The 23931-nt window shown below is 60.2% G+C and carries 16 protein-coding genes; 3 read left to right on the top strand and 13 right to left on the bottom strand.

The window, feature by feature from the left end; all coding sequences use genetic code 11:
- Positions 1 to 174: 174 nt before the first annotated feature.
- From ABH944_RS21050 to ABH944_RS21040, 3 genes are all read right to left on the bottom strand, one after another.
- Positions 175 to 1899: an AMP-binding protein gene (locus tag ABH944_RS21050; RefSeq protein WP_404608726.1), complete on the bottom strand. Its 1725-nt coding sequence runs from the start codon at positions 1897 to 1899 to the stop codon at positions 175 to 177.
- Positions 1900 to 2012: 113 nt separating this feature from the next.
- A complete protein-coding gene (locus ABH944_RS21045; protein WP_404608728.1) occupies positions 2013 to 2801 on the bottom strand; it encodes an enoyl-CoA hydratase/isomerase family protein in 789 nt (262 codons plus the stop codon).
- A 65-nt stretch (positions 2802 to 2866) separates the two neighbouring features.
- The gene (locus tag ABH944_RS21040) at positions 2867 to 4606 is read right to left on the bottom strand and encodes a CocE/NonD family hydrolase (RefSeq protein WP_404608729.1); all 1740 of its coding nucleotides are present in this window, start codon (positions 4604 to 4606) and stop codon (positions 2867 to 2869) included.
- 178 nt (positions 4607 to 4784) lie between these two features.
- Here ABH944_RS21040 and ABH944_RS21035 point away from each other — a divergent pair, with 178 nt between their 5' ends.
- Positions 4785 to 5135: a hypothetical protein gene (locus ABH944_RS21035; protein WP_404608731.1), complete on the top strand. Its 351-nt coding sequence runs from the start codon at positions 4785 to 4787 to the stop codon at positions 5133 to 5135.
- Between the two features lie 40 nt (positions 5136 to 5175).
- Here the strand turns inward: ABH944_RS21035 and ABH944_RS21030 are convergent, their stop codons facing one another.
- Complete coding sequence (locus ABH944_RS21030; protein ID WP_404608732.1) at positions 5176 to 5964, bottom strand: enoyl-CoA hydratase/isomerase family protein; 789 nt, start codon at positions 5962 to 5964, stop codon at positions 5176 to 5178.
- A gap of 504 nt (positions 5965 to 6468) precedes the next feature.
- On the opposite strand from ABH944_RS21030, the gene ABH944_RS21025 reads away from it, so the two are divergent.
- Positions 6469 to 7314: a TetR/AcrR family transcriptional regulator gene (locus tag ABH944_RS21025; RefSeq protein ID WP_404608734.1), complete on the top strand. Its 846-nt coding sequence runs from the start codon at positions 6469 to 6471 to the stop codon at positions 7312 to 7314.
- Between the two features lie 504 nt (positions 7315 to 7818).
- Here the strand turns inward: ABH944_RS21025 and ABH944_RS21020 are convergent.
- The 8 genes from ABH944_RS21020 to ABH944_RS20985 form a co-directional block, all read right to left on the bottom strand.
- On the bottom strand, positions 7819 to 8613 hold the full coding sequence (locus ABH944_RS21020; RefSeq protein ID WP_404608736.1) for an OmpA family protein: 795 nt from the start codon (positions 8611 to 8613) through the stop codon (positions 7819 to 7821).
- A gap of 97 nt (positions 8614 to 8710) precedes the next feature.
- On the bottom strand, positions 8711 to 14893 hold the full coding sequence (locus tag ABH944_RS21015; protein WP_404608737.1) for an ESPR-type extended signal peptide-containing protein: 6183 nt from the start codon (positions 14891 to 14893) through the stop codon (positions 8711 to 8713).
- A 1012-nt stretch (positions 14894 to 15905) separates the two neighbouring features.
- The gene (locus ABH944_RS21010; RefSeq protein ID WP_404608738.1) at positions 15906 to 16628 is read right to left on the bottom strand and encodes a class II aldolase/adducin family protein; all 723 of its coding nucleotides are present in this window, start codon (positions 16626 to 16628) and stop codon (positions 15906 to 15908) included.
- Between the two features lie 40 nt (positions 16629 to 16668).
- Positions 16669 to 18048 (bottom strand): MFS transporter, encoded by a 1380-nt coding sequence (locus tag ABH944_RS21005; RefSeq protein ID WP_404608740.1) that lies wholly within the window; start codon positions 18046 to 18048, stop codon positions 16669 to 16671.
- A gap of 126 nt (positions 18049 to 18174) precedes the next feature.
- A complete protein-coding gene (locus tag ABH944_RS21000; protein WP_404608741.1) occupies positions 18175 to 19170 on the bottom strand; it encodes an ornithine cyclodeaminase family protein in 996 nt (331 codons plus the stop codon).
- Between the two features lie 7 nt (positions 19171 to 19177).
- The gene (locus tag ABH944_RS20995; protein ID WP_404608743.1) at positions 19178 to 19723 is read right to left on the bottom strand and encodes a hypothetical protein; all 546 of its coding nucleotides are present in this window, start codon (positions 19721 to 19723) and stop codon (positions 19178 to 19180) included.
- Between the two features lie 94 nt (positions 19724 to 19817).
- Positions 19818 to 20711, bottom strand: coding sequence for a 4-hydroxy-tetrahydrodipicolinate synthase (gene dapA / locus ABH944_RS20990; RefSeq protein ID WP_404608744.1), 894 nt, complete (start codon positions 20709 to 20711; stop codon positions 19818 to 19820).
- A gap of 14 nt (positions 20712 to 20725) precedes the next feature.
- Positions 20726 to 21847 carry a cupin domain-containing protein gene (locus tag ABH944_RS20985; RefSeq protein WP_404608746.1) on the bottom strand — a complete coding sequence of 374 codons (1122 nt, stop codon included), beginning with the start codon at positions 21845 to 21847 and terminating at the stop codon, positions 20726 to 20728.
- 223 nt (positions 21848 to 22070) lie between these two features.
- Here ABH944_RS20985 and ABH944_RS20980 point away from each other — a divergent pair, with 223 nt between their 5' ends.
- Entirely contained in the window at positions 22071 to 23324 is a 1254-nt protein-coding gene (locus ABH944_RS20980) for a citrate synthase family protein (RefSeq protein WP_404608747.1), read from the top strand.
- 22 nt (positions 23325 to 23346) lie between these two features.
- Here ABH944_RS20980 and ABH944_RS20975 read toward each other — a convergent pair whose 3' ends face one another.
- Positions 23347 to 23925 carry a DUF1349 domain-containing protein gene (locus ABH944_RS20975; protein ID WP_404608748.1) on the bottom strand — a complete coding sequence of 193 codons (579 nt, stop codon included), beginning with the start codon at positions 23923 to 23925 and terminating at the stop codon, positions 23347 to 23349.
- Between the last annotated feature and the right edge of the window lie 6 nt (positions 23926 to 23931).

Genomic DNA, 23931 nt, shown 5'->3' with positions numbered 1-23931 from the left:
CTCGACTCCCGCGAAATTCAACAGATCGGCCCCGATTGAGGCCAGGTTACCGGGTGCGACCCGGGCGGTTGGCTCAGAGCTTTCCAGCAGGCGTTACCGCCGATCGTGCCGCAGTACCGTAGTGGTTTTAAATACAGAACTATCTCGTTAGTGACCGATCCATCCATCACTTAGCTATCCTGTTGACTTTACATTGCCCAGATTTAGAATTCGAATCATCTCCTCGCGCATCACAAACTTCTGTACCTTCCCCGTCACGGTCAACGGCATTTCATCGACAAAGTGAATATACCTGGGCACTTTGTAATGGGCGATTTGTCCCCGGCAAAATTCGCGGATGTCTTCTTCGCTAACATACTCGCCTTGTCGAAGCACAATCCACGTACACAACTCCTCGCCAGTTCTTTCATCCGGTACGCCGAACACCTGGACATTCTGAATGTGTGGGTGTTTAAACAAATATTCCTCTATCTCGCGAGGATAGATGTTCTCTCCACCGCGGATGACCATGTCCTTGAGTCTGCCGACAATATTGCAATAACCATCGGCGTCAATTGTTGCAAGGTCGCCCGTGTGCATCCATCCGTCCACGATGCTTTCGCGTGTCTTCTCCTCATCTTCCCAATAGCCCAGCATCACCGAGTATCCTTTTGTGCAGAGCTCTCCGGTTGCGCCAACCGGCACTGTGTTTCCAAGGGAATCGACGATCCTCACTTCGAGGTGCGGCTGAATCCGCCCAACCGTGGTCGTGCGCTTATCGAGCGGGTCACTGGTTGCACTCTGAAAAGATATCGGGCTGGTCTCCGTCATACCATACGCAATAGTGATCTCCTGCATATTCATTCTGGACGCCACCTGCTTCATCGTCTCGACGGGGCATGGCGAACCCGCCATGATGCCGGTGCGAAGACTGCCCAGATCAAACGACGCAAATTCCGGATGCTCGAGCTCTGCAATAAACATCGTCGGCACCCCGTGAAGTGCCGTGCAGCGCTCTTCCGCAATTGACGAGAGGGTCGCACCGGCGTCGAATCCTTCGCCTGGGAAGACCATCTGTGCTCCGACCGAGACGCACGCCATGACGGCGAGGACCATTCCAAAACAGTGGTAGAGCGGAACCGGAATGCAGAGCGAGTCGGCTTCGGACAGCTTCATTGCCATTGCAACAAAACGCCCGTTATTGACAATGTTCCGATGCGTCAGCGTTGCGCCCTTCGGGCTGCCGGTGGTACCGCTCGTGAACTGAATATTGATCGGGTCGTGGGCCGACAATTCGAAGGTCGTTTGTTCTTCGTCGCGCAGGATTGCCTCGCCCTTCTCCATTACTGTGGAGAATGGCGTCACGCCCGATAAGCCGGGGTCACCAGTGGATATGACAATCCGGAGTTCGGGCAGGCGCGCGCAATGCAGATCACCGGCTTGCTGCGACGCCAGCTCTGGGGCAATGTCGAGCAGCATCGAAATATACTTCGACGTTTTGAATTGCTCTGCCGTCACGAGTGCCTTGCACCGCACCTTGCGCAAGGCATACTCGAGCTCCGAAACCCGGTAGGCGGGGTTGATGTTGACTAAAACCGCACCGATGCGTGCCGTCGCGAATTGCGTGAGCAACCACTCGAATCGGTTGGGCGACCAGATACCGACGCGATCGTTCTTTGCTATGCCCAAGGACAAGAGACCCGCGGCGAGCCGGTCGACCCGTTCGTCAAATTCCTTCCATGTCCAGCGCACACCCTGTTCGCGGAACACCACAGCTTGCCGCTCCGCGAAACGCTGCGCTGTATTGCTTAGAAACTCGCCAATTGTGGCTTCGCTCAATGGGACATCCGTCGCACCGCGGACGTACGCCATGCCGTCGACAGGTGCGATAGACGCAAAGGAACCGGGTAAGGTTTGCATAAAACCATTCTCCAACGCTGCTGTGCCCAGAAGAGCGGGCCACCTCATTTCGACAGGCCGTGACACGCTCATCGGTTTGTAGTGCCGTGCTGATCCCTACCGGAAGCTTCCGGTTACTTGCCGTAAAACACCAGGTCAGCAGGCTCCTGGTCGCGGTCGAACGCTTCCGCTGTGTGGGCAAAGCCCCGTGTGACGTCTTCCGTGTGGTACAGGCCCATGCAAACATCCAGCAGTGCAATATCGGCACCCGCCACACCGCCGCTTGACCACGTCTTGAGCAGTGTGCGCGTCGCCGCATACGAAAGCGTGGGACCATCCGAAAGTCGCGTCACCAGTTCCCTGGCGACACGTTCGAGCTCATCGGGTTCTGCCACGTGGGTGGCAAGCCCGATCTCCCCGGCCAAACCGCCCGGAATCGGCTCGCCCAGCATGGCGAAGCGCGACGCGCGACTACGCCCCACGCGCTCAGCCAGACGCTGCAATGCCCCCGCGATGGGCAACATCGCGGTCGTAACTTCGACGCAGCGGAAGACGGTATCGGTCGACGCCACGATGAAGTCGCAACTCAACGCGAGCTCGAGGCCGCCACCAAATGCCAGGCCCTGCACCACGGCCACCGTCGGAACCCGCAGGGCCTCGATCGCGCGATACGACGTGTTCACTTCCGCCACGAACGTACGGAACCAGTTCAGGTCCTTGCCCGGCCATTCGCGAACCTCACCGCCGAGACTGAAATGCGGCCCCTCTGCGCGAACGACGAGCACGCGAATATCGCTTTCACTCGCCTCGTGAACCGCCTCCCGCAGGCACTGGGCAAAGCGCAGATCAAGCCGGTTGTATGGCGGATTCGCCAGTACGATATTTCCGACCTTCCCTTCGCGCTCAAAACGTATGCTTTTCATTGGAGAACCTCATGTTGTCGGTCAAATACACCGGGCACCAGCGATGCCCTTCAAGAATCGGCTACTCAAGGCCGAGGCCCATTCATTGGAATGACGGGAAGCAGCAGATGTGAAGGGCGGTCCGCGTCGCGGTAAATCTTGTGAGTGACTGTATTGCTACTGCATACGTGATATGGGATGTACTCGACATCGGTCATTGCACCCGTTCCGGTAGGTACGTCAAGACTGCATATCTCGATACAGATTCGATGACCGGCCTTGAACTGGTTGGCCGTCGCCAGCACCTGGATCTCATACTTGACAATCTCGCCGGGTGTCACCGGCTCGATCGAATCCTTCGTCAACTTGTAGAAGGGTTCTGCAGGCGTGGATCGATCAGGATCCGTTGCCCTGTATGAGGCTTTCAGCCAACCACGTGTCAATTCGCGTTCCGGCAACGTCTCGGGAATGGTTCGTTCACCAACGCGCGCCGTAACGACCGAGACATCCGGACCCACATCCTTGAGGATGACGAACCAGTTAGTATCCGGCTGATCGATCTCTGCGTAGAGCGTGAGTGCGATCGGACCCGCCACCAGCACGTCGTGGGGAAGCGGCTCCGTCATATAGCGTAACCGCTCAACCTTGGTGGTTTTCTTAAGCGGCATTTGCGTAAAGACATCGGGTTCCCGATGCGCATTGCCGACCTCGGACGAGGGTCGGGGTGCGTCTGTGGAAAGCTGCTCCCAGCCACCCAGGTAATACTTCACCCATTGAGTTTCGGGCAAAGGCCAGTCGCCGCCCGTGCGCCATTCGTTGGCGCCCATGACCCAGTAACGAACCGGCGGCTCATCCATGATGCCGGTATCAACACCTTTGAGCCAGTAGTCGTACCAGCGAATGACCTCGTCGTGATACTGGTGGAAAGGTCGCTCCAGATGTGCAGGCCCGGTAAAAACAAGCTTGCGCGGTTGCTTGACGTTTCCGAAGTAGTGCTGAGCACCTAGCCAATGCAATTTATATGTGTAAGCATAGGCACCGGACCCTGTATAGAACGGCACCTTGATGGACTTGAAGACTTCTTCGGCTCGCTCGACTGTCCCGTCCGGCTCCCAGGGGTTCGTCATGATGTGGTACATCACCCACGTGCGCTGACCCTTCTGCGTCAGAATGTTGAAGAGGTTGATGTACATCTTGTAGTCGGGATTACGCATGGCTATGCGCCAGAGCTCCTCCTGCTCATCAGGTAGTGGCCCAGGCACACCACGCGACTCATGCACGGTGCTGAAAACATCGAGCAAGTACGGGAAGGTATGAATGACACCGCCCGGATTGAAATCCCGAAACCCGAACATGCCTCCGTATGCGCTACAGGCGTCATAAGGGAAGATCGCCTTGAGCGCTGGATGTCCCTGCGCGGCCGCGCGCCATTGCTCCCCCGCAAAACCCGAAATGCCCACCATCCCGACTTTGCCGTCTGACCACGGTTGTTGAGTGATCCACTCGATCATGTCGTAATGATCGGTGTTCTCTTCACCATAGTGACCTTCCGACTTGGCCGAGCCTCGCGGCTGCGCAATGACGTGCACGTAGCCGTTCGCAATGAAGCGGCGAGTGTCACCGGCTTCTATTGGCCCGAACCACAACGGCGCATGTGCGGGTTGCGGAGGCAGCACGTCGGCGATGTCCGGTCCTTGAATATCCTTATTGTGCAGAGCCGAAGCATAAAGAACCGGATACTTCCCCTTCCCATCCGGCCGATAGACGTCGACTGCGAGACGAGTTCCATCCCGCATCGTGACGATGACGTCGCGTTCTTCAATCATGTCCCCTCCAGATTTGTTGGTACGTTCGGCTTTAGCGTGCGGTCGCTGCCGCATCCGAAAGCCGTTCTTGCTTTCGAATGCCGAACTTCGCGTCCGCCGCCCTGTGACGATGCACGTTGTCAAAATCACTATACTTCACAGTCGTACAGTTTGCAAGACGAACAGCGCCCGGGCGTAAGTGAGATACGAAATTGTCAATGCCGCCATTTTTGTCGGGAAGGCCCAGCTAGCGCAGTGCCTTTCTGCCATGAAGCAAAAGCTCGCCGGCATCTTCCGCCAGATCGCCGATTCCAGACCGGCCTTCAGTAGAATTGCATCGTCGGCCGCTGCCTCTCCGGCGGGAAAACATGCCACCGGATTCTCGGGCGAAACTTACCTCACGGTCATATCCGGTTTTCAAGAATATGATTCGTACTACAAAATTAGCAAGGCGTGCACTCAATTTTTGCGATTGACCATTTTCAATTCCGTACGCCCGCCAGACGGGGCGGCGCCGAAATCGCCTGAAGCAGTGCACCACACCGCGTAAGACCCGAGCGATAAGCCTTCCGCGGATTGACCCTCCGCCTTCAGCCGGGCAAGTTCCCTGGCGAATGCGATCGCTCAACGAACTCGGCAACTCGTTGATGGAACGTTTCGCTCGAGGCACACCTCAGAAATGCGCGCTTCTCGTCCTCGAGATGTTGTGCAAGTCCGTGCTCCGATGCCTGGCTCACGAGCGATTTCATCTCTCTGACCGCCGATGGCGGCAAGTCCATAACATCTCGTGCCATAGTGAGGGTGGCCTCTTCCAGCGCTGGCGGGTGAGCAAGACATTGCACAAGACCCAATGAAGTCGCTTCCTCCGCACTCAGCGAATTCGTCACCAGCAGAAGTTGCAGGGCACGTGCCACCCCAAGGCGGCGCGCCAAATGGAAAGAAAGTCCTCCGTCGGTCGAGGTACCAAGCTTGCCGTATCCGACGACAAAGCGAGCCGAACGTGAAGCTACGACCAGGTCACACGCCATCGCTAACGAGAAACCCGCACCTGCGGCAGCGCCCTGCACACTCGCGATCACAGGAACTGGCAAACGCCGTAGCGCCAGAATGACTGAGTTAAGCGCACTGATCAGCGTTTCGAGAAAGCTATCGGATCTGTGCAGTCCGCCCAGGATCTGAACCAGGTTTCCTCCGCTCGAGAATATTCGCCCAGTGGCACGCAAAACGACTGCACGATGTTTATCCTGCGCCTCAATCTCGCTGAGAGCCCTCAACATGGCATCGCAGAACTCAAGATCGATCGAGTTTGCCCGAGCTTCGTTTCCCATGGTGATGACAGCGAGATCGTCATGAGAGGTTAAGGTAATGTTGCTCTGCATTTGGCGAATCCTGCATTCAAGGAATTCAGCTGCGTTCGAGTGCGTCTATGCACCTATGGTCGCCCTGCGGCTGGCGCCTCGAATTTAGTGGTCAATCAACCAACCGCCGGCCCCGGGCACTACGTTGAGGTTTTCCTCGTATCGAAGAGATTATTATATTTTACTTCCGTTAAATTTAACAAGTGTGCTGGTTTCCTTGCTTACTTGTCCGAAAATGCTCCTGCAGAGATCGAGACTCGTTAGACGCTTGCGCGGATTTCATCCGATGATTGTGCTGGCGGGAAGGCGCCAGGCGAACGCTAGCGCGCAAGAATACGTATCGCTGGGGATGGTTGCACGTCCACGACATTTGCTGTTCACAAATGCTTCTTTCTAACAAGGCCGCGAAGTTCACCCACGGAGGACCGGGGCCGGCTCTCAGAAGAGCAGGACGCATAGCCCCTTGTATTATACTTTTGTATAGTTTTACTGCCGTGCTCGCAATGCAGGCATCTAAGGCAGTTTATGGAAGACAGTACCAAACGCCATCTTGCCGAGCCTCAGGGCGAGCGTGCTGCAGCAACAAAATTTCCTGTTCGAGGGACCAGAATGGCGCAACGTAAGGTTAGCAAGAACTCCGGTAGCAACGGCCGTCCAGTTGAACTCCAGCGCGCCGAACAGCAGCGTGCGCAGGAAACGCGGGCCGCGATCCTGAACGCGGCGCTCACGGAATTCGCCGCAAAGGGTTTTGAGGCTGCAAGCATCCGGAGCATCGCCGACCGAGTCGGATTACAGCACCCGCTCATCACCTATCATTACCGCTCCAAAGATATTCTATGGCGTGCGGTAGCTGAACATGTTTTCGAACGTATCCGTCACGAATGGGACATCCATCTGGCAGATACGCTAACCGGAAGCGCCGCGGAGCGTGTGCGAGCGGTATACAAGGCGCTTTTCAGATTCACAGTCGACTATCCTGAGTTTCATCGCTTCATGCACCAGGAGTCCCTCGGATATAGCCCGAGGCTGCAGTGGCTCGCGGACACGGTGCTCAAGCCACTGATCAACTGGCTGCTGCCACAGATTCGCGCCGCACAAGATGAAGGTGCGTTGCCACCAGGCGAGCCCATCATTTTCCACTATCTGTTAATCAGCCTGACGTCGACCCTTTCTGGCTTCGGCCCGGAAATGCAGGCGACCGCAAATGTTTCCGCATCAGATCCCGCCACGGCCGATGCCTACTGGCAAACGGTCGAGGAACTCGTCTTCCACAAGCAGAAGCCTGCGGGCCAGACCAGGCAAGCCGAATCGCGCTCGGGACACGTCGACAGGCAGTCGCGCGTGCCGGGTCGCTCAAGGAGCGCCAGTTGACTGCGAAGTGCCCGCCGCGGTTATCAAACACTGGAGCGTGTGTCCCGCCGCTGGTCGAACGGGGATTTCCAGGAGTTCGACGGCTCGGTATCTCTCGCTGTTCAGTGGGCACTCAAGCGCTTATAGCTAAAGCCCTTGGCACTGCCGGCGACCAACGCCGCATCGATCATGCAAAGTGCCCACGGCCGCTTAGCCGACTATGGAAGGGGATTTCCGCGACTCGTTCATAGCCGGGATGGACATCCCGCCTAGGCAGGGGCAGGTTTGCGCCGCGTCCCCATAAACGGCTACATACCCGCCTGAACGACAATCCATTCTGCGAAAGCACGCGACAGACCCGACTCCTTCTTGCCCGGCCGCACCTCTACAAAATAGCTGCTGCCCGGTAAATCACCAACGCCCGCCCAATCCGCAAGCTATAGTGATTGGCTCCATGAGTTATGCGAAAGTCATCGGTACTCCGAAATCACCGCAAATCCGCATCGTGTCCACAAGCGTCATTCATTACCCTTTCACCACCACGATCGACACTCGCCGATCCGACTGCAGGCACGCGATGACTGCACGCGAAGTCCCATCGGGACAATGCGATATCGGCTGACTGGAGCCCACACCTTCCGTGCGGATAACGCTGCCGTCCAATCCGTGGGCGATGAGATAGGCACGTACGGTATTCGCTCGTGCAAGCGATAGTCGCTCATTGACAGCCGCGGAACCTATCCTGTCGGTGTAGCCGACCACCGTGATTTCGTTCACGCCTTCGCGGGTCTTGATTCGCTCGATTGCTTTGTCGAGTGTTGCCTTTCCCTCGGGCAGCATGGAGTCCAGACTAGATTTATCGAATGAAAATAGCGTGTCGCTCTGCAGCGTAAATTGCTCGACGGGCGCAGTCCCCGACTCAACGGGTGCGGACGTTGTCAGCGTTGTGGGTTCGATAAAACCGGCGCAGGACGGGTCACGCCAATAGGTACCGCTCACTTTCATATGGCTATCGAACTGAACCTGATACTGACAGGTTACGACCTCATTTCCCCGGCGGAAATCAAACAGGTAGTTCCACACGTGAGCGCCAACGAACCACTCATGGAAATGCGGCGGCCCAAGCAGGTCATACATCTGGTCCTTGGTCAGCCCGGGGCCGACGTTTCGCAGATTGTCCACATTGACGAATGTACCGCCTGTCAGCGTCGTTGATTGAGGATCCGGAAACGTCGGAGGAGATTCGGCAGTCGCACAGCCGCCAAGCATCACCGCTGCGACAAAACTGGAGAACATCGCAAGAACCCGTTGATTTTTCATTTCTGTGCCTCGTATCGAATATTTGTTGGCAGGACATCCGCTATACGCCGGCAGCAGTTACGGGTAGCGATGCCTATTGGAAGCCGCGTTCTTGTGATCACCATTGGTAACCTGCGCCAATGACCGCACCATAGTTGTTGCGCGTGTTCGTCGACACCGCCGCCTTGTAGATCCAGTGGTTGTTTTCCGAGATGGTAGAAATTCCAATCGCCTGCCCCGATTGACTTCTATAAATGCTGCCGGCAATCGCCACCATGCTCTTTCCGGGACCGGACGGTTGCGGCAATCCGGCGACGGCCATTGCCGTTGCGGCTCCGGCGTCCGCGTCACGTCGCAGCCCTTGAATTTGACTGTCTGTATAACTGTTTGCCTGCGCAACGGCGCTGGAGACGCCCGAATTCAACTGCTGGACATTGACGGCGTCCGTAGGTGCCGTGCCGGCGGCAACATTGGCAACTTGTCTCGGCGTGTCGGCTGAACCCACCGATACCACGTTTGCGCGTCCTCCGTCGTCACTGCCTGCACCGATCGCAACAGAGTTGCTGCCGGTCGATGTCGCTCCCTGCCCCACGGCAGTGGATCCATTCGCCGACGCTGTGGAGGAGTTGCCTACCGCCGTGCTGTTAGGGCCGGAGGCGGCCGCGCCCTGCCCGCCTGCGGACGAATTTGATCCGGTGGACGCGGGTGGCGTGGAAGAGCCTGACCCAGAAAAACCCGGTGTCGACGGAAAGCCGCCGCTGCCCCCGCTTTGATTATTTATCAGCGAGGTCAATTGCGTGGCAACCGCATCAAGCTGGCTTACGTTCACCGCATCGGTACCCGCCTTCCCTGCGGCAACGCCTGTAATCTGCCGATTGCCGACGTTGATTTCTCCCGCCGAAGACTGCGGAGTGCTGAGCCCGTACGCGATGTAATTGCTCAACGCACCGACGGTCGTGACAGAACCCGCACCCAGGGCCACGCTGTTTGCAAAGGTTGCACTTGCGCCTGCGCCAATGGCGACCGCATCGATAGCACTGCTTTGCGCACCTGAACCCAAGGCGACTCCACCCGCGTTCGCAGCTTTTGCGTTGGCTCCTTGTGCAAGCGACTGCGCGCCGCTCGCGACTGCACCGCTGCCGATTGCGATTGCGTCCGCCTGGGCAGAATTCGCTTGCTCGCCGATTGCGACTCCACCGGGAGCGGTTGAGTCCACCACAGCGCCGTTGCCGATACCTACGCCGTTATCACCGTTGACAACGGTTGTCGGGCCGACTGCGATCGACTGCGCGCCCACGGCCAGCGAGTCAGCCGCTGTCGAGTTCGCGTGGAAGTACAGTGTCGGGGTCACGGCGAACGACGAGAGCGCGCCGGCAAGCTGCCTGATCGTGGCCGCATCCTGCGCCTGCGTGCCGTCGGCAACGTTGGTCAACTGGCGATACGTATTTCCTGTAGCACTGCCGACCGATACCGCCCCGAGCAGAGTTTGATCGGAAGTATTGAAGGGAATCGCGTGAGTGCCATTCGCAATTGAACCAATGCCCGACAGGACGGCGCGATCGGATACCGACCCCGAGCCGATAGCGACCCCTCCGGCCACGGAAACGCTCGCCTGCTGGCCCAGCGCCAGTGAATTATCCGCCTGTGCCTGCGCGCCGTTGCCGCCGGCAAAGCTGCCTGCCCCGCTCGCCGCGGCATTCACGCCGGCCGCCAGCGCGTTGATGCCGGTGGCCCCGTTGTTGTTGTAGTTGCCGCCTTGTGTACCTCCATCGTTAGTGCTGTAGTAATGCGTCGTGCTGGCTGCCACCGTGGTCGCAAGGCTGTTGATCGCCTGGTCACTCGCGTATAACTGCGAGCCGTTCACCGCGTCGGTGCTGGCGGCACTCACCCGGCCCGCTGCCACGTTGGTCACCGTGCGCTCGTTGCCTGCGCTGCCCACGCTCACCGTGCTCGTCGGCGTGGTACCGGCGTACGTGTATGCCGTGCCGTTGATGGTGTCGCCGGTGGTCGCAACCGCCGCCGCTGTCGTCGAACCGCTGCCAAGCGCAACAGCATTGACGTTATTTGCCACTGCGCCCTGGCCCAAGGCCGTGCTGTTCGTGCCTGTCGCACTGGCGGCCGCGCCTGCCGCAAGGGCGTTCACACCAGTCGCACCGTCGTCGTTATAGTTTGCGCCCTGAGTACCGCCATCGTTGACGCTGTAGTAGTGCGTCTTGTTGGCGGCTACCGTCGTGGACAGACTGTCGACTGCCTGATCGGTCGCATACAACTGCGAGCCGTTCACTGCATCGGTGCTGGTGGCACTCACCCGGCCGGCCGCCACGTTGGTCACCGTGCGCTCGTTGCCTGCGCTGCCCACGCTCACCGTGCTCGTGGGTGCAGTCCCGGCATAGGTGTATGCCGTGCCGTTGATCGTGTCGCCTGTAGTCGCCACCGCTGCGGCCGTTGTTGAAGCGCTGCCCAGCGCCACGCTATTGGCGAAGGTCGAGTTCGCGCCTGCGCCAAGCGCCACCGCGTCCGTGGCGCTGCTTTGCGCGCCTGAACCCAAGGCAATACCGCCCTGGTTGGCGGCATTCGCGTTCGCGCCTTGCGCGAGTGACTGTGCACCGCTCGCGACCGCGCCGCTGCCGAGTGCAATTGCGTCTGCCGCGGCCGATTGCGTTTGCTGACCGATTGCGATCCCGCCGGGCGCCGTCGCATCGACCACGGCCCCGTTGCCGACACCGACCCCGTTGTCGCCGTTGACGACGGTCGTCGGCCCCACCGCAATTGACTGGGCTCCGATCGCCAGCGAATCGGCCGCAGTCGAATTCGCGTGGAAGTACAACTGCCCCGTTACGGCGAACGACGAGAGTGCGCCGGCAAGCTGCCTGATGGTGACCGCATCCTGCGCCTGCGTGCCGTCGGCCACGTTGGTCAACTGGCGATAGGACGTGCCGCTGCCAAAGGACACCGCACCCAACAAAGTCTGATCGGACGTATTGAACGGAATCGAGTGCGAGCCATTGGCGATGGACCCTGTGCCGGGCAGAACCGCGCGACTCGAGACCGATCCCGATCCGATAGCCACGCCGCCAGCCACCGAGGCAGTCGCTTGCGCTCCGAGTGCAAGCGCGTTGTCCGCCTGCGCCTGTGCACCATTGCCCGTTGCCGTACTGCTCACCCCCGAAGCCAGGGCGCCTACACCCGCAGCCAGGGAACCGGTGCCGGTGGCGCCGTCGTCAGCGTAGTTGGTACCCTGGATACCGCCGTCGTTGACGCTGTAGTAGTGCGTCTTGTTGGCCGTCACCGTGGCGGACAGGGTATTGACTGCCTGGTCGGTGGCGAACAGTTGTGATCCGTTCACCGCGTCCGTGCTCGCACTGTCGAGTTGCCCTGCCGCCACGTTCGTGATCTGACGCTCGGCGCCTGCCGCGCCTACGCTCACCACGCTGGCCGGAGTGGCGCCGGCGAAGTTGTAGACCGTACCGTTGATCGTCGCGCTCGAGGTGGGCACTGCCGCAGCGGTCTGCGAGCCCGAGCCCAACGCTATATCGCCTGCGTTATTGGCAACCGCGTTCGGGCCGATCGCGACGCTGTTGGCGCCAAGCGCCTGGCTGTCCGGCGCCGTCGAGTTCGCATGGAAGTACTTGATGCCCGGCGTCGTGCCGCCGCCGGTGATCGCGTTGACAAGATTCTGCACCGACGTATAGGTGTTGCCGCCGTAGTTCAGGCCGGTGGTCAGCGCACCCGTCGTGCTGTCGTAGGTGCTGCTGCCCCCGAGGCTCGACGCCATGCTGTCGCCCAGGTTCGTTACCTGTGTGCCCACCGTCGTGATCGCCGTATCGGCAGCGAATAACTGCGAGCCGTTCACCGCATCCGTGCTCGCCGCGGTCACGCGGCCTGCCGCCACATTGGTTATCTGACGCGGCGCCGCCGACGTGCCGACGCTGACCACGCCGGCGGGCGTGCCGCCCGCGTAGCTAAACGTGGTGCCGTCGATCGTGCCGCTGGCTGTCGGCACCGCGGCAGAGGTCACCGACGCGCCCTGGCCCAGCGCCACGTTCGAGCCGGTCACGCCGCTGGTGATACTCGCACCCTGGCCCAGCACGGTGGAGTCAGCGACCCCATTGTCGGTTGCCTGATTGCCGACCACCAACGAGGCCGCACCCGTTGCAACGGCGCCGAAGCCGCCGGCAGCCGCGTTCGCCCCCGACGATACCGGCTGTGTCGAGGTCACCGAGCTGTTGGATACAAACGGGCCTGCGGCGCCGGTGGTCAGGTTGTTGACCGCCTGGTTCGTCGCATACAGTTCGCTGCCGTTCACCGCGTCCGTGCTGGTTGCGCTCACACGGCCAGCCGCGACGTTGGTAATCGTGCGTTCCTGGCCTGCCGAACCCACGCTCACGGTGCTGCCGGGCGTAGTGCCCGCCACCGTACTCGTCACGCCGCCCACCGTGACGCTGCCGGTATCCACCGCCGCAGCAGTGGTGCTGCCCGAGCCCAGCGCAACCGCCTTCGCATTGCCGGCCGACGCGCCCGCACCCAGTGCAACCGCATCGGCCTGGTTCGCTACTGCTGTATCGCCGAATGCAAGCGCGCTCGCACCGGTCGCGTTGCTCGCGTTGCCCAGTGCGACCGCGCCCTGCCCGTTGGCGGTATTGCCGTTGCCTTGCGCCACAGCACCATTGCCCGTGGCCGTATTGTTCGCTCCCACGGCGACCGCGCCATTGCCGGTCGCTGTATTAGGATCGCCAATCGCGACGGCGCCGTTGCCGCTGACGGTCTGCGCCTGACCGAGCGCCACCGCGCCCGTCCCGCTAAGCACCTGGGAATTCTGACCGCCGGCGAACGAACCCGCGCCTGCCGCCGCGGCGACGGTGCTGCCGTCGCCGAGGGCGACCGTGGAGGCGGCGAGCGCATGCGCGCCATTGCCTATGGCAGCAGCATTGGTAGCGTTAGCCGTCGCGGAGGTACCCATGGCGACGGCATTGGTGTTGGTTCCCGCCTGAGCCGAATCGCCTATCGCAATGGACGAGGAGCCAGCCGAGCTCGCACCAGAACCAATCGCAATGGCGCGAATGCCCGACGCCGCGGCGCCCGCCACCGTCGCGGGGGCGGATGCGCCGCCTTCCGCGATGGAATCCGCTCCGCCCAACGCTATCGCATTTGCACCGCTGGCGCTGGAGCCGTTCATCATGCCGAGCGCGTTGAGCCCCGATGCGGCGGCGCCCGCCCCCAATGCCACCGCATTCTGTGCCGAGGCTTTGGACACTGTGCCGGCAGCCAGCGAGGATGGACCGGAAGCAGTGACATCCGTGCCAATGCCAATCGCCCCCGCCGCCGTTGCGCCCGTGCCTGCGACGGTACGCGGCCCAAGATAAACCGCGTTGAGGCCGCTGGCGATGGACTGAAAGCCGACAGCGACACCATGCGTCCCGGACGCAGTGGCGGTATACCCCATTGCGACCGCCGCAGGCCCGCTGCCCACCGCCTCGAAGCCAATCGCGGTGGCATAGTCCGCGTTAGAGGTAACGTCAGTGCCAATGGCAATGGACGCCGTCCCCGTCGAACCGGTGCCCGCCGCAGTGCGCGCTCCCAGATAAACGGCGTTGGCACCGGTGGCATTGGCTCCCGAGCCAACGGCTATACCGTTGGTTTGCGAACCGGTGGCCCCGCCGCCCAGTGCGACCGCTCCCGACGCGGCGGCGCTGGCGCTCGCACCCAGTGCAACGCCGTTGTCGCCAGTTGCTTTAGCCGAGGGGCCGACGGCGGTCGAAAGGTTGCCGCTCGAGACAACGTCAACGCCAACACCGATGGCGCCCGAGCCGCTAGCGGTGACATCCGTACCGATGCCAATCGCCGACTCCGCGGTCGCGCCGGTACCCGGGGCAGTGCGCGCGCCCACGTAAATGGCGTTGGTAACACTCGCAATGGCTTGAAAGCCGATGGACAAGGCATTAAGTCCCGTACTGCTGGCGGCATAACCTAGCGCAGTGGCCCCGCCTCCAGAGGCTGTGGACTGAAAGCCCACGCACGTGGTGCTGCCGCTATAGAAGTTGTAGGGTGCCGCAGAGCAGCTCACCTGCGCCTGCGCTTGCGCGCCCCATCCGCCCAGGCCCATCAACAACAGTACGGTCAGGACGCGCGAATCAGGACCGTGCAGCGTAGAAGCGCCGAGCCCATCACGCTGATCGCTTCGCCCGTCGCATACGGTGGCCCCCGCCCCCGACCTGCCCTTCCCGCACGAGCTGTCCAGTTCAGAGGCGGCTACAAAGGCGCCAAGCGCCTTGTTCCAGATCGACCGATATACCTTGTTCATATTTTTCCTGTTCGATATTGCGAACGCTCGCCTTTACTTTTTGTAAGGATTACTACATATAAAAATCACAAAGAAAGTGTTGGCGTTGCGTTGCGTTGCGTTGCGTTGCGTTGCTTTGGTGTGGTGTGGTGTGGTGTGGTGTGGTGTGGTGTGGTGTGGTGTGGTGTGGTGTGGTGTGGTGTGGTGTGGTGTGGTGTGGTGTGGGAACTTCATTCTTTTTCGTTCTGCATTAATACTTAGAGATACTAATTACAGGCGTGCGCCGTCCTCATGCCTGGAAAATTCACATGAAGAAGGTGTCAATGAAGAGCGGCCAGAGCGTGCCTGTTTTCTGGCATCCTGGCCGCGCAGACCGCAGAGGGCGTTTACCTTATGAAGGTCCGAAAGACCACGGTGTATTAATGACAATGGCGTGAAAGCGCGCCAATTGCCTATCTGAATGCGATCGTTTGTTTGTCAAACGTCTACTTTTCACTGTTCTGCCCGGAATACTCATAATTACCGGCTCCCCGATGGAGTGCTTCGATCGTGCGCCCAGCGCGACATGGCATACGCACATGTGCTGCACTACAAGCGTCATGTTTATTTCATCAACAGCGTTTTTCGCACTATGTGAACTGATGACCGGCAAACGTTTGCGTCAACGTGCATTTTTCGTTACGCAGAGTAATGTAAGGTAAGTTCCGGTAAGTTCTTAATAAAACTTTGGCATAAGCCTTTTAATTTGTCTACCGAAACTCTGCATGAAACGGGGGAACGTTGCGAGATTTAACAATTGGGCAATGGCAAATGAGGTTGGATGGCAACAGAGGTCAAAAACCGACATGAGCGCAGCGCCCTGACGGACGCAGCTTCGCTCACCCGCCGGTGGACGTGTGTGCATCGATCAGGCGTAGGGGTTAGTTAATTAGTTAATTAGTTAATAGAAGTGAGCGCGGAGCCTGGCGCAGCACCGTCCAGCCGTCCGAGCGCGATGAGGGGCCGCGACGCCCCGCTTCGAGTTCGTACCGACTCAGCGCATCGCCCGGCGTGCCTGCGCCTGCTCGGACCATAGGGCCCACGGACGAGCGGTCTGGGCCGCGTTGGCCTCGGTTCCGGCGTGCGCCTCCTCGTCGGTCAGGAACTCGATCTTGCCACCCAGCGCCACCGCATTGGTTTGAATTCTTGCATTGAGTTCGAGATAGACCGCGCGAAAGACCGCCTCCGGCAGATCGCGCCCGACCGTCACCGAGCCGTGCCCGCGCAGCAATACCACGCTCGCATTGCCGAGCGCTCGAGCCAGGTAGCGGCCCTTGTCCGGATCACTGATGAGCAGATCCGTGTCGCGGCCAAAACGCTCGCGAATCTCGAAGCGCGCGGTGTCATTCAGGAACGAGGCCATGTGATAACACGGCCTCAGCTTCACCGATGAAATGGAAAACGGAATCACCGATGGCGAGTGGCTGTGCACCACCGCCATGACGTCGGGACGGCTGCGGTAGGTTTCGGCATGGATGAATCGCTCGACGTATACCGCGCGGCCGCCGGCGTCGAGCGGCGCGCCGTTTTCATCGTGTTCGATGATGTCTTCGGGCCCGACTCTCGAGGGTGCCATCGATCGGGACAGAAGAAAACGATCGGAGCGTTCGGGGTGCCGGACACTGACATGACCGAATCCGTCCACTACGCCCTGGTCGGCGACGATGTGATTGGCGGTCACCAGTTGCTTGATTGTTTCGCTCAGGCTCGTCGTCATGCTGTCCTCACCGGGAATCCTCGTTGGATTTTGCACTCGTCTAGTGGCTGCCATGCGGGCGAGTGGCGGGTGGTGTTTCGGGCGGTGTTGCGGGCGTTTTCCCGCGACGCAGGCCTTCGAGCCACAGCAACGCGACGAACACGGCGGCGAAGCCGGGGAACAACGCGGCGGCAATCAGGATCTGCCCGGTCGCGAACCCGGCCGACAACAGCGCGCCGATAATCAGCGGCGACAGGAACTGGCCGAAGCGCGCGTTACCCATGCCCCAGCCGATGCCGGTCGAGCGAATAGCCGGCGGATAGAGCAGGGACGCCACCGCGATCGCTCCCGCACCGCCAACGCCGATCGTCAGCCCGAGCAGCGTGCCGATCACAATCGCGAGAGGCAGCGTGCCAGCCGAGCCGAGCGCCGCGATCGACAACGCCGCGCCGATAAACGCCGGGAACAGCATCCGCGGTGCACCGAATCGATCGACCAGCCGCCCCGCGCTCGCCATGCCAATGAATGCGCCGAGATTGAAGAATGCCAGCACGATCGCAGTGGCTGCCGGTTCAAGACCGTTGCGATGCAGCAGTGTCGGTGTCCACATCACCATCACGTTGGTCGTGGCGAAGGCGAGCAGGAAGACCATCCACAACAACACAGTCGCTACACCGCGCCGCTCGCTGAACAGGTGCCTGATCGGCACGCCCGTCAGCTTCTTGCCCTCCACGATGAACTGCACGCCTGTGTCCGCTATGTCGTGACCCATGCGCCGCAAGATCACCCTCACCCGATCGGGATGCGTGCCGCGAGCGGCAAGGTATTGCACCGATTCGGGCAGGAACACCAGCAACACCGCCGCGACGGCCAACGGCAGTCCGCCGCCAATATAGAAAATCGCCCGCCAGCCGAGATGCGACAGGATGTACGCGTTCATGAAGCTGCCCAGTGCGGCACCCAACGGGTACGCCGACCAGATGATCGTCGCGATCGTGCCGCGCTGCTTGCGCGGCGAATAGTCGGAAGTCAGCGTCAGGAAACAGGGCGTGGCTCCGCCCAGTCCAAGGCCCGCGAAAAACCGCACGGCAATAAGCGCGGGAAGCGAACTGACCGAGATCGTCGCGAGCGTGAATACCGCGAATACCACCACGGCGAGGACCAGCACGAGCTTGCGGCCCACGCGGTCGGCAAGCGGGCCGAAGGTCAGCGCGCCGATCGCGGCGCCAAGTTGCGACGCCGCGAAGACCGGTCCGAAACTGCTGATTTTCAACGCCAGCGAACCGGCAATGAACGGCGCCGCCACGCCAATGGATTGCGTGTCTGCGCCGTCAAGCAAACCAACGAGCGCGCACAGCGCAACTACAAGAAACTGCAGGCGGGTGAATCGCGTGTCATCGACGAGTTGAGATACGTTGATGACCTTGTCTCCTGGTTTCATTTTTTCCTCTGGCAGAAACCGATGGTCGTGCACGGTCTTGTCGATTGCCGTGCTGAGTTGAATGCAGGCTCTTTCGCGGCCCGCTGAATCAAATGACTCGAATGACCTAAATGACCTGGCCGCAGGTTAGCGTGTCAGGCGCGGCATGCTGCGTTGCGGTTGCGGGATCATCTGGCCCATGCCTCGCGCGGTGGCCCGGCGATACAGCTCAATGCCTAGCGCGAGATCCGACACACCCATCCCCATCGCCTTGAACACAGTGATGTCATCGCCTGCCTCCCTTCTTCGCCCGCTCGCGATCACCTTGCTTAGCGACGAGACCCTGGACCAGTCATGGCCACTACGATTGCCTGTCCCGAACGCCTGGATAAACTCCGACGAAAGACGTTGCGCCGCAGCAGGATCGTCGACAACGGCACGCGAGCAACGCGCGAACACATCTTGCGCCAGTTCCTCGCGCTCACCCGTGATAGCGCCCACCGCGTTGATATGAGCACCCGGCGCCACGTCCGCCGCATGAACAAATGCCTGTGTCGCACGCGTCACCGTGGTGATCATTGGTACGCCCTCAAGCGCATGCTCAACCGACGTTGATTCCACCAGATCGATATCGAAGCGTTCGCCCGCCTTCTCAATGAATGCGCGACGGCTCTCCGCGCGCGGACTGAATACCCTGACCTGCCTTAGCGGACGTACTGCATGCACGGCAGCAAGCTGCGCGAGCGCCTGCTTGCCGGTGCCGATCAGTGCGAGTACGTCGGCTTTCTCCGGCGCCAGCCATTTCGTCGCCACGCCCGATATGCCACCCGTGCGCATCTGTCCGAGCGCGAATGCCTCGATGATGGCAACCAGCTGCCCGGTCTGCGCGTCGAACAGGATCAGCAACGGGCAAGCACCGCCCGAGGTATGCGCCCATGTCTTTGTTCCGACGAAACCCTCGCCGGGGTACGCGGCGCCGATTGCATGCAGGTTGTTGTGGTCCCACGCAACATGCGTCTTCACCATGTTTTGGGTTTCGCCGTTCGCCTCGAGCGCCAGACCCTTTTCAAGGGCCTCGATCGCCTCGGGCAGGTTCATCAGTTCGACAACGTTCTTTTCGGAAATCCAGATGGGTTCGGCCATGATCGACTCATTCGAAGATTGACGGTACGGGTGGTTTCAACCCTAGCGTGTTGACGACCATCGCATGTGTGACGTACCGGCCGATCAACATCACGAAGGCCATGGCTTCCGATGCCGGCAGCTCTTCGGCAAGCCCGGCGAATTCTTTCGCCACATCCAGTCCGCGCGTTCGCAACGCCTTGAGCGCGTATGTCTGCGCCGCTTTCTCAAGGTCACTGAGCGTGGTAGCCGACTCCGGCTCGAGGCGGATCACATCGGCGATCCATTCGCGCGGGAACCCCAGCTTTTCGCTAAGCCGTTCATGCTGATGTCGCTCATACCGGTTCTCCATGTAGCTGGCCACAGTCAGCGCACCGAGTTCCGTCAGGCGGTCGGGTAACGCCTCCTTTAGCGCGTCGGTGAAATGCATGAAGGTGAGAATCACGTCGGGAGCATTGCCCGCACACTTGAACAACTCGCCCAGATACCCGAGGCGTTTGACGCGCGGCCCGAGATACCGCGCGAGGTCCTCGCGAAGCTCGTCCATCTCCAGGCGCGGTATGGCGTGGTTCATGATTGTCAGGTCTCCCATCTCCGTTATTCCGTCCAGTGCGGCACCGCCTGAATTGCCGATGTCATTGCGTACTCGCGATTAATGAAAGCCCGCTCTATCGCTCGACCAGCCCGGCACGCGCGAGTACCCAATCCAGCCGCTGCTCCAGTTCGGGCGTAGCCGGCACCATCGGCAAACGATGCTCGTTGTTCGCAATCAGCCCCATGCGTTTCATCATGTATTTGATCGGGATCGGATTAGTGTCGAAGAACACTGACTGGTTGAGTTCGAATAACTCGAAATGCAGCTTGCGCGCCTGCGCCATGTCGCCCTTTTGCGCCGCCTCATAGAGGTCCGCCACTTTGCGCGGTGCAAGATTGCCAACCGCATTCATCAAACCGCAGGCGCCGACCGCGAGCATCGGGAAACTCAGTTCCTCGAGTCCGACGAACACGCGCCAGTCCGCACCGAAGGCATCGATCATCTGTGTGACAAACCCAATGTCGTTCACAGCATGCTTCATGCCGACCAGATGCGGCACGCGCTCCCGGATCGCCTTGACCGTAGCAAGATCCGCGTTGACTCCGGCGCGTCCGGGAATGTGATAGATCATCAACGGTCTCCGGGTGCGGCTTCCCAGATCGGCGTAGTACTCGACCAGACCCCGCTGGGGCGGCCGGATGTAGTACGGCGTGACGATCAGCAGCGCGTCGGCACCCGCCTTGTCCGCGTGCACGGTAAGCTCGATGGTCTCGGCATGCGACTGCGATCCCGTCGCGGCCACTACCGGCACACGCCCGTTCGTCACCTCGATCGCCACGTCGACAAGACGGTTACGTTCCTTCACCGAGAGTGTGCTTGGCTCTGCCGTCGTGCCGTTCACCAGCACGCCGTGGCCACCGTTGCCGATCTGCCATTCCACCAATCGTGCGTAGGTCTCATAGTCGACGTCGCCGTTCTTGAACGGCGTAATGACCGGCGTAATGGAACCCTTGAGAGCTTGTGTCATATCGTTCATTACCTTTACACCATAGCCTTTTCACGATTGGTCCTGAAACCGCTTTCCGTTCCCAGCAGCGCCGCCGGTTCCTTCAGGCTCTCCTGCCACAGCAACGATTCCATGTAGATGTTCAGCGGCTGGTCCTGGATAGTGAGTTCGTATACATAGTCGTCGTACGAAGCATGGTTATGCACGGCCCAGCCCGGCGCCGACAGCATCAGGTCACCCGCTTTCCATTCGTAACGGTTACCCGCCACCATGCTGTAGCCACTCCCGGAGAAGTAGTAGTTGATCGCGGCCGACACATGACGATGCGGACGGTCGATGATCTTCGGCGGGCGGATCGTCATGGTCGCGAAGAAGTTCGGCGTGATGCCGTTGGTGCGGCCGGTGACCGGGTTGTACATCATGTACAGGCGCCGGCCGACATAGTCGCTGCCAAGCGCTTCCAGTTTGTCGAGCTCGGCTTTGACTTGCGCCCACGGGAAATGAAGCGGGTTCGACTGCACGGCTGTCGGATTGATCAGCGTTTCGTACGGCATCAGCAAGCCACCGTCATCGCCGATCGGGAACATTCCATACGGGTTCGTGCGCTTCGGATCGGTCACATGCTGCGGTGCAGGTTCGCCCCGGTCGACGACGAGCAGTGGTTCGTAGTCCGGCACATAGATCTCCATGTGCTGCAGCAACACGATGTTCGAATAGGTCAGGCGCACCTGAATTTCGTTGCTGTCGTTGTGGTGCGAATAGATCACGTACGAAGGATGATTCCATACGTCATACTGTTTGAACTGAACCGTCCTCCCCGCCACCACCGTCTTGCCGCTGCCACGAATGCAGAAGTTGACCTCAGTGGCGTTGTGACGCATGGGCGCCGTGGACTCTCCGGGCAACAGTACCTGCAGCATGACCTGAATGCCGGGCGCGAGGCCCGGTGAACCGTCACGCGCTGCCGGATGAACGATCAGTGACTGACGGCGGCCGTCGCCCGGCGCAGGCAATGCAGCAAGCCGCGCCACCTCCGCATCAATCTCCTCACGCGTGACGACCACCGGCTCCCAGTACCGGTTCTCGCGAGCCTGGGTACCTGTCCGGTCCACGAAGATCGCGTCCCGCCGCTCGAATTCACGCCTCAGATCCTGCATATTTGTCTCCCTGCGCCTTGATTGGATTGGGCCTTCGTCTTGCGCATCCGCCTGAGTCAGCCCGCACTCGAACAGTAAAGTAGCGTTAGCTATTTCTCAAGATTGATAATTCAAATCAATATGATAATTTTTTGGGGCTTGGGTGAGCATCTGGACGTAAGGAAACACCGCATGCTGGCGGTACAATCATTTATTGATTTTTGGATGACAACGGCAAGTGCCCATGCAGAAAGACCTGATGACACGCAGCGAAGTGCTTGAAATTCTCAACATCAAGCAGGGCACGCTGTACGCCTATGTGAGCCGCGGCTTCATCAAGACATCGCCTCACCCGGATGGCCGCAGGAGTCTCTATTTTCGCGCGGACGTGGAGCGGGTGCGCAGTCGCAAGCGCGGCCGTCCGCCACAGTCGGCCACGGCTGAATCCACCATGCACTGGGGCGCGCCGGTCGTCACCTCGGCCATCACGCAAATCACCGCGGGTGGCCCCATCTATCGAAATCGTTCGGCGGTAGACATGGCGCGTGCCGGCGTGGCGTTCGAATCGGTCGCGCAATTGCTGTTCACGGGCACGTGGCAGGACAACTTCGCCTCGTGGTCCGGTATCGACACTCCGCAAGATGTGCAACGCCTGTTGCAGTCGTATCCTGACGGACTGCGAAGCAATGACATTGGCAACCTGCTCGGCATGGTTGCCCTGGCGCTCGGCATGCGCGAACGCGGCGCGGCCGAGATATCGGACGGCACGACAGTCACAGCAGCGCGACTGCTGATCCAGACCATGGCCGGATGCCTCGGGTGTTTGCAAACGAAGGGACGGTTCGCCGTGCGGCGTCCGCTGGAAGGGCTCGCCGCGTTCATCTTGCGGGCCAGCCGGGTGGAGCCGTCACCGGAAGCGCTGCGCGCGCTGAACGGTGCAATGATCGTGCTCGCCGACAACGAGCTTGCCCCCGCCACCTTCGCCGCGCGTATCGCCGCTTCGACGAATGCGGATCTGTTCAACTGCGTGGCGGCAGCGATCGGCTCCCACGTCGGTTTTTCGACCGGGACCGCTACGCAGAAAGTGGAGACCGCGCTGCTGCAATCCACCACCGCGAAGGATCTTGCGCAGCGTATTCCGCTCGTGCAGGAATACGGCGCCAGTCTGTTCGGCTTCAACCATCCCATGTATCCCGATGGCGATCCGCGCGCGGACGTGATCCTGGAGCTCGTCGCCACATTGCCCAAACTGGGAGCGGGGACACGCAACACACTCGAATTCCTGCAGAATGCGCGCGCGGGACTGAAGGCCCATCCAGGCATAGCTATTGCCATGGTGACACTGTCGCGTGCACTCGGCATGCCGGACGGTTCCGCGACCGCCATCTGGATTCTCAGTCGAACCGCCGGCTGGGTGGCGCATATTCTGGAGCAGCGCACACAGGCGTTCCTCTTACGCCCCCGCGCAAAATTCGTGGGCAATGTTTCTACACGATAGCTTCAGAAGCTAAGTGATCCTGTCAATCATGCAGTTGCCGCTCGATCGCGGGTCCAACTGTGAAATCGCTAAAAACCACCTCGAACCCTTCCCGCTCCGGCGAACAGCACATTACTCCAACATCGATGGCCGCCGAACGAGGTAAATACGCGAGACGTACTATCTGCCACAACTGACTTTCGACATCGAAATATTGAACACGGATTGCTTCACCATGACGCGTCAGACGCAGACGCAGTCCCGAAGGGAAAGCGGGGATTCTCGACAAGGACCAGTCCGACGTGTCATTGGTGACAACCACCGAGAAGTAACTCTGTCCGTCTGAGTATTCGATACCCGCCTTGACCCAGTGTGTCTCGCCAAGGCGCGCCATCAGGCCGGCCTGGTCGTACAGGGTCTCATAGCAGCCATGGACCGTGACCTCCGCGGTGAAATCGCCCTCCACTGTTTGATAAGCAAAATGCCCGCTGTCGCGCCAGAACGAATAGAACGTCTCGCGCCAGAAGTCAGTCTGGCCATCGGTTCGAACATACAACTCGTTGCCACGAATTTCAAAAGTTTCGGGCTGGTTCAACCATCCGAGCTCTTCAAATTTTGCCATGTCGCT

It is taken from the genome of Caballeronia udeis, from assembly GCF_044909315.1.
In the GTDB taxonomy this organism is placed as follows: Bacteria; Pseudomonadota; Gammaproteobacteria; order Burkholderiales; family Burkholderiaceae; genus Caballeronia; species Caballeronia udeis_A.
Note: the sequence above shows the minus strand (reverse complement) of the source record. Positions and strands in the feature narration are given on the sequence as shown.

Coding starts and splice junctions, on each gene's coding strand:
- ABH944_RS21050 (WP_404608726.1), bottom strand. CDS start 1,899: ATGCAAACCTTACCCGGTTCCTTTGCGTCTATCGCACCTGTCGACGGC.
- ABH944_RS21045 (WP_404608728.1), bottom strand. CDS start 2,801: ATGAAAAGCATACGTTTTGAGCGCGAAGGGAAGGTCGGAAATATCGTA.
- ABH944_RS21040 (WP_404608729.1), bottom strand. CDS start 4,606: ATGATTGAAGAACGCGACGTCATCGTCACGATGCGGGATGGAACTCGT.
- ABH944_RS21030 (WP_404608732.1), bottom strand. CDS start 5,964: ATGCAGAGCAACATTACCTTAACCTCTCATGACGATCTCGCTGTCATC.
- ABH944_RS21025 (WP_404608734.1), top strand. CDS start 6,469: ATGGAAGACAGTACCAAACGCCATCTTGCCGAGCCTCAGGGCGAGCGT.
- ABH944_RS21020 (WP_404608736.1), bottom strand. CDS start 8,613: ATGAAAAATCAACGGGTTCTTGCGATGTTCTCCAGTTTTGTCGCAGCG.
- ABH944_RS21015 (WP_404608737.1), bottom strand. CDS start 14,893: ATGAACAAGGTATATCGGTCGATCTGGAACAAGGCGCTTGGCGCCTTT.
- ABH944_RS21010 (WP_404608738.1), bottom strand. CDS start 16,628: ATGACGACGAGCCTGAGCGAAACAATCAAGCAACTGGTGACCGCCAAT.
- ABH944_RS21005 (WP_404608740.1), bottom strand. CDS start 18,048: ATGAAACCAGGAGACAAGGTCATCAACGTATCTCAACTCGTCGATGAC.
- ABH944_RS21000 (WP_404608741.1), bottom strand. CDS start 19,170: ATGGCCGAACCCATCTGGATTTCCGAAAAGAACGTTGTCGAACTGATG.
- ABH944_RS20995 (WP_404608743.1), bottom strand. CDS start 19,723: ATGAACCACGCCATACCGCGCCTGGAGATGGACGAGCTTCGCGAGGAC.
- dapA (WP_404608744.1), bottom strand. CDS start 20,711: ATGACACAAGCTCTCAAGGGTTCCATTACGCCGGTCATTACGCCGTTC.
- ABH944_RS20985 (WP_404608746.1), bottom strand. CDS start 21,847: ATGCAGGATCTGAGGCGTGAATTCGAGCGGCGGGACGCGATCTTCGTG.
- ABH944_RS20980 (WP_404608747.1), top strand. CDS start 22,071: ATGCAGAAAGACCTGATGACACGCAGCGAAGTGCTTGAAATTCTCAAC.
- ABH944_RS20975 (WP_404608748.1), bottom strand. CDS start 23,925: ATGGCAAAATTTGAAGAGCTCGGATGGTTGAACCAGCCCGAAACTTTT.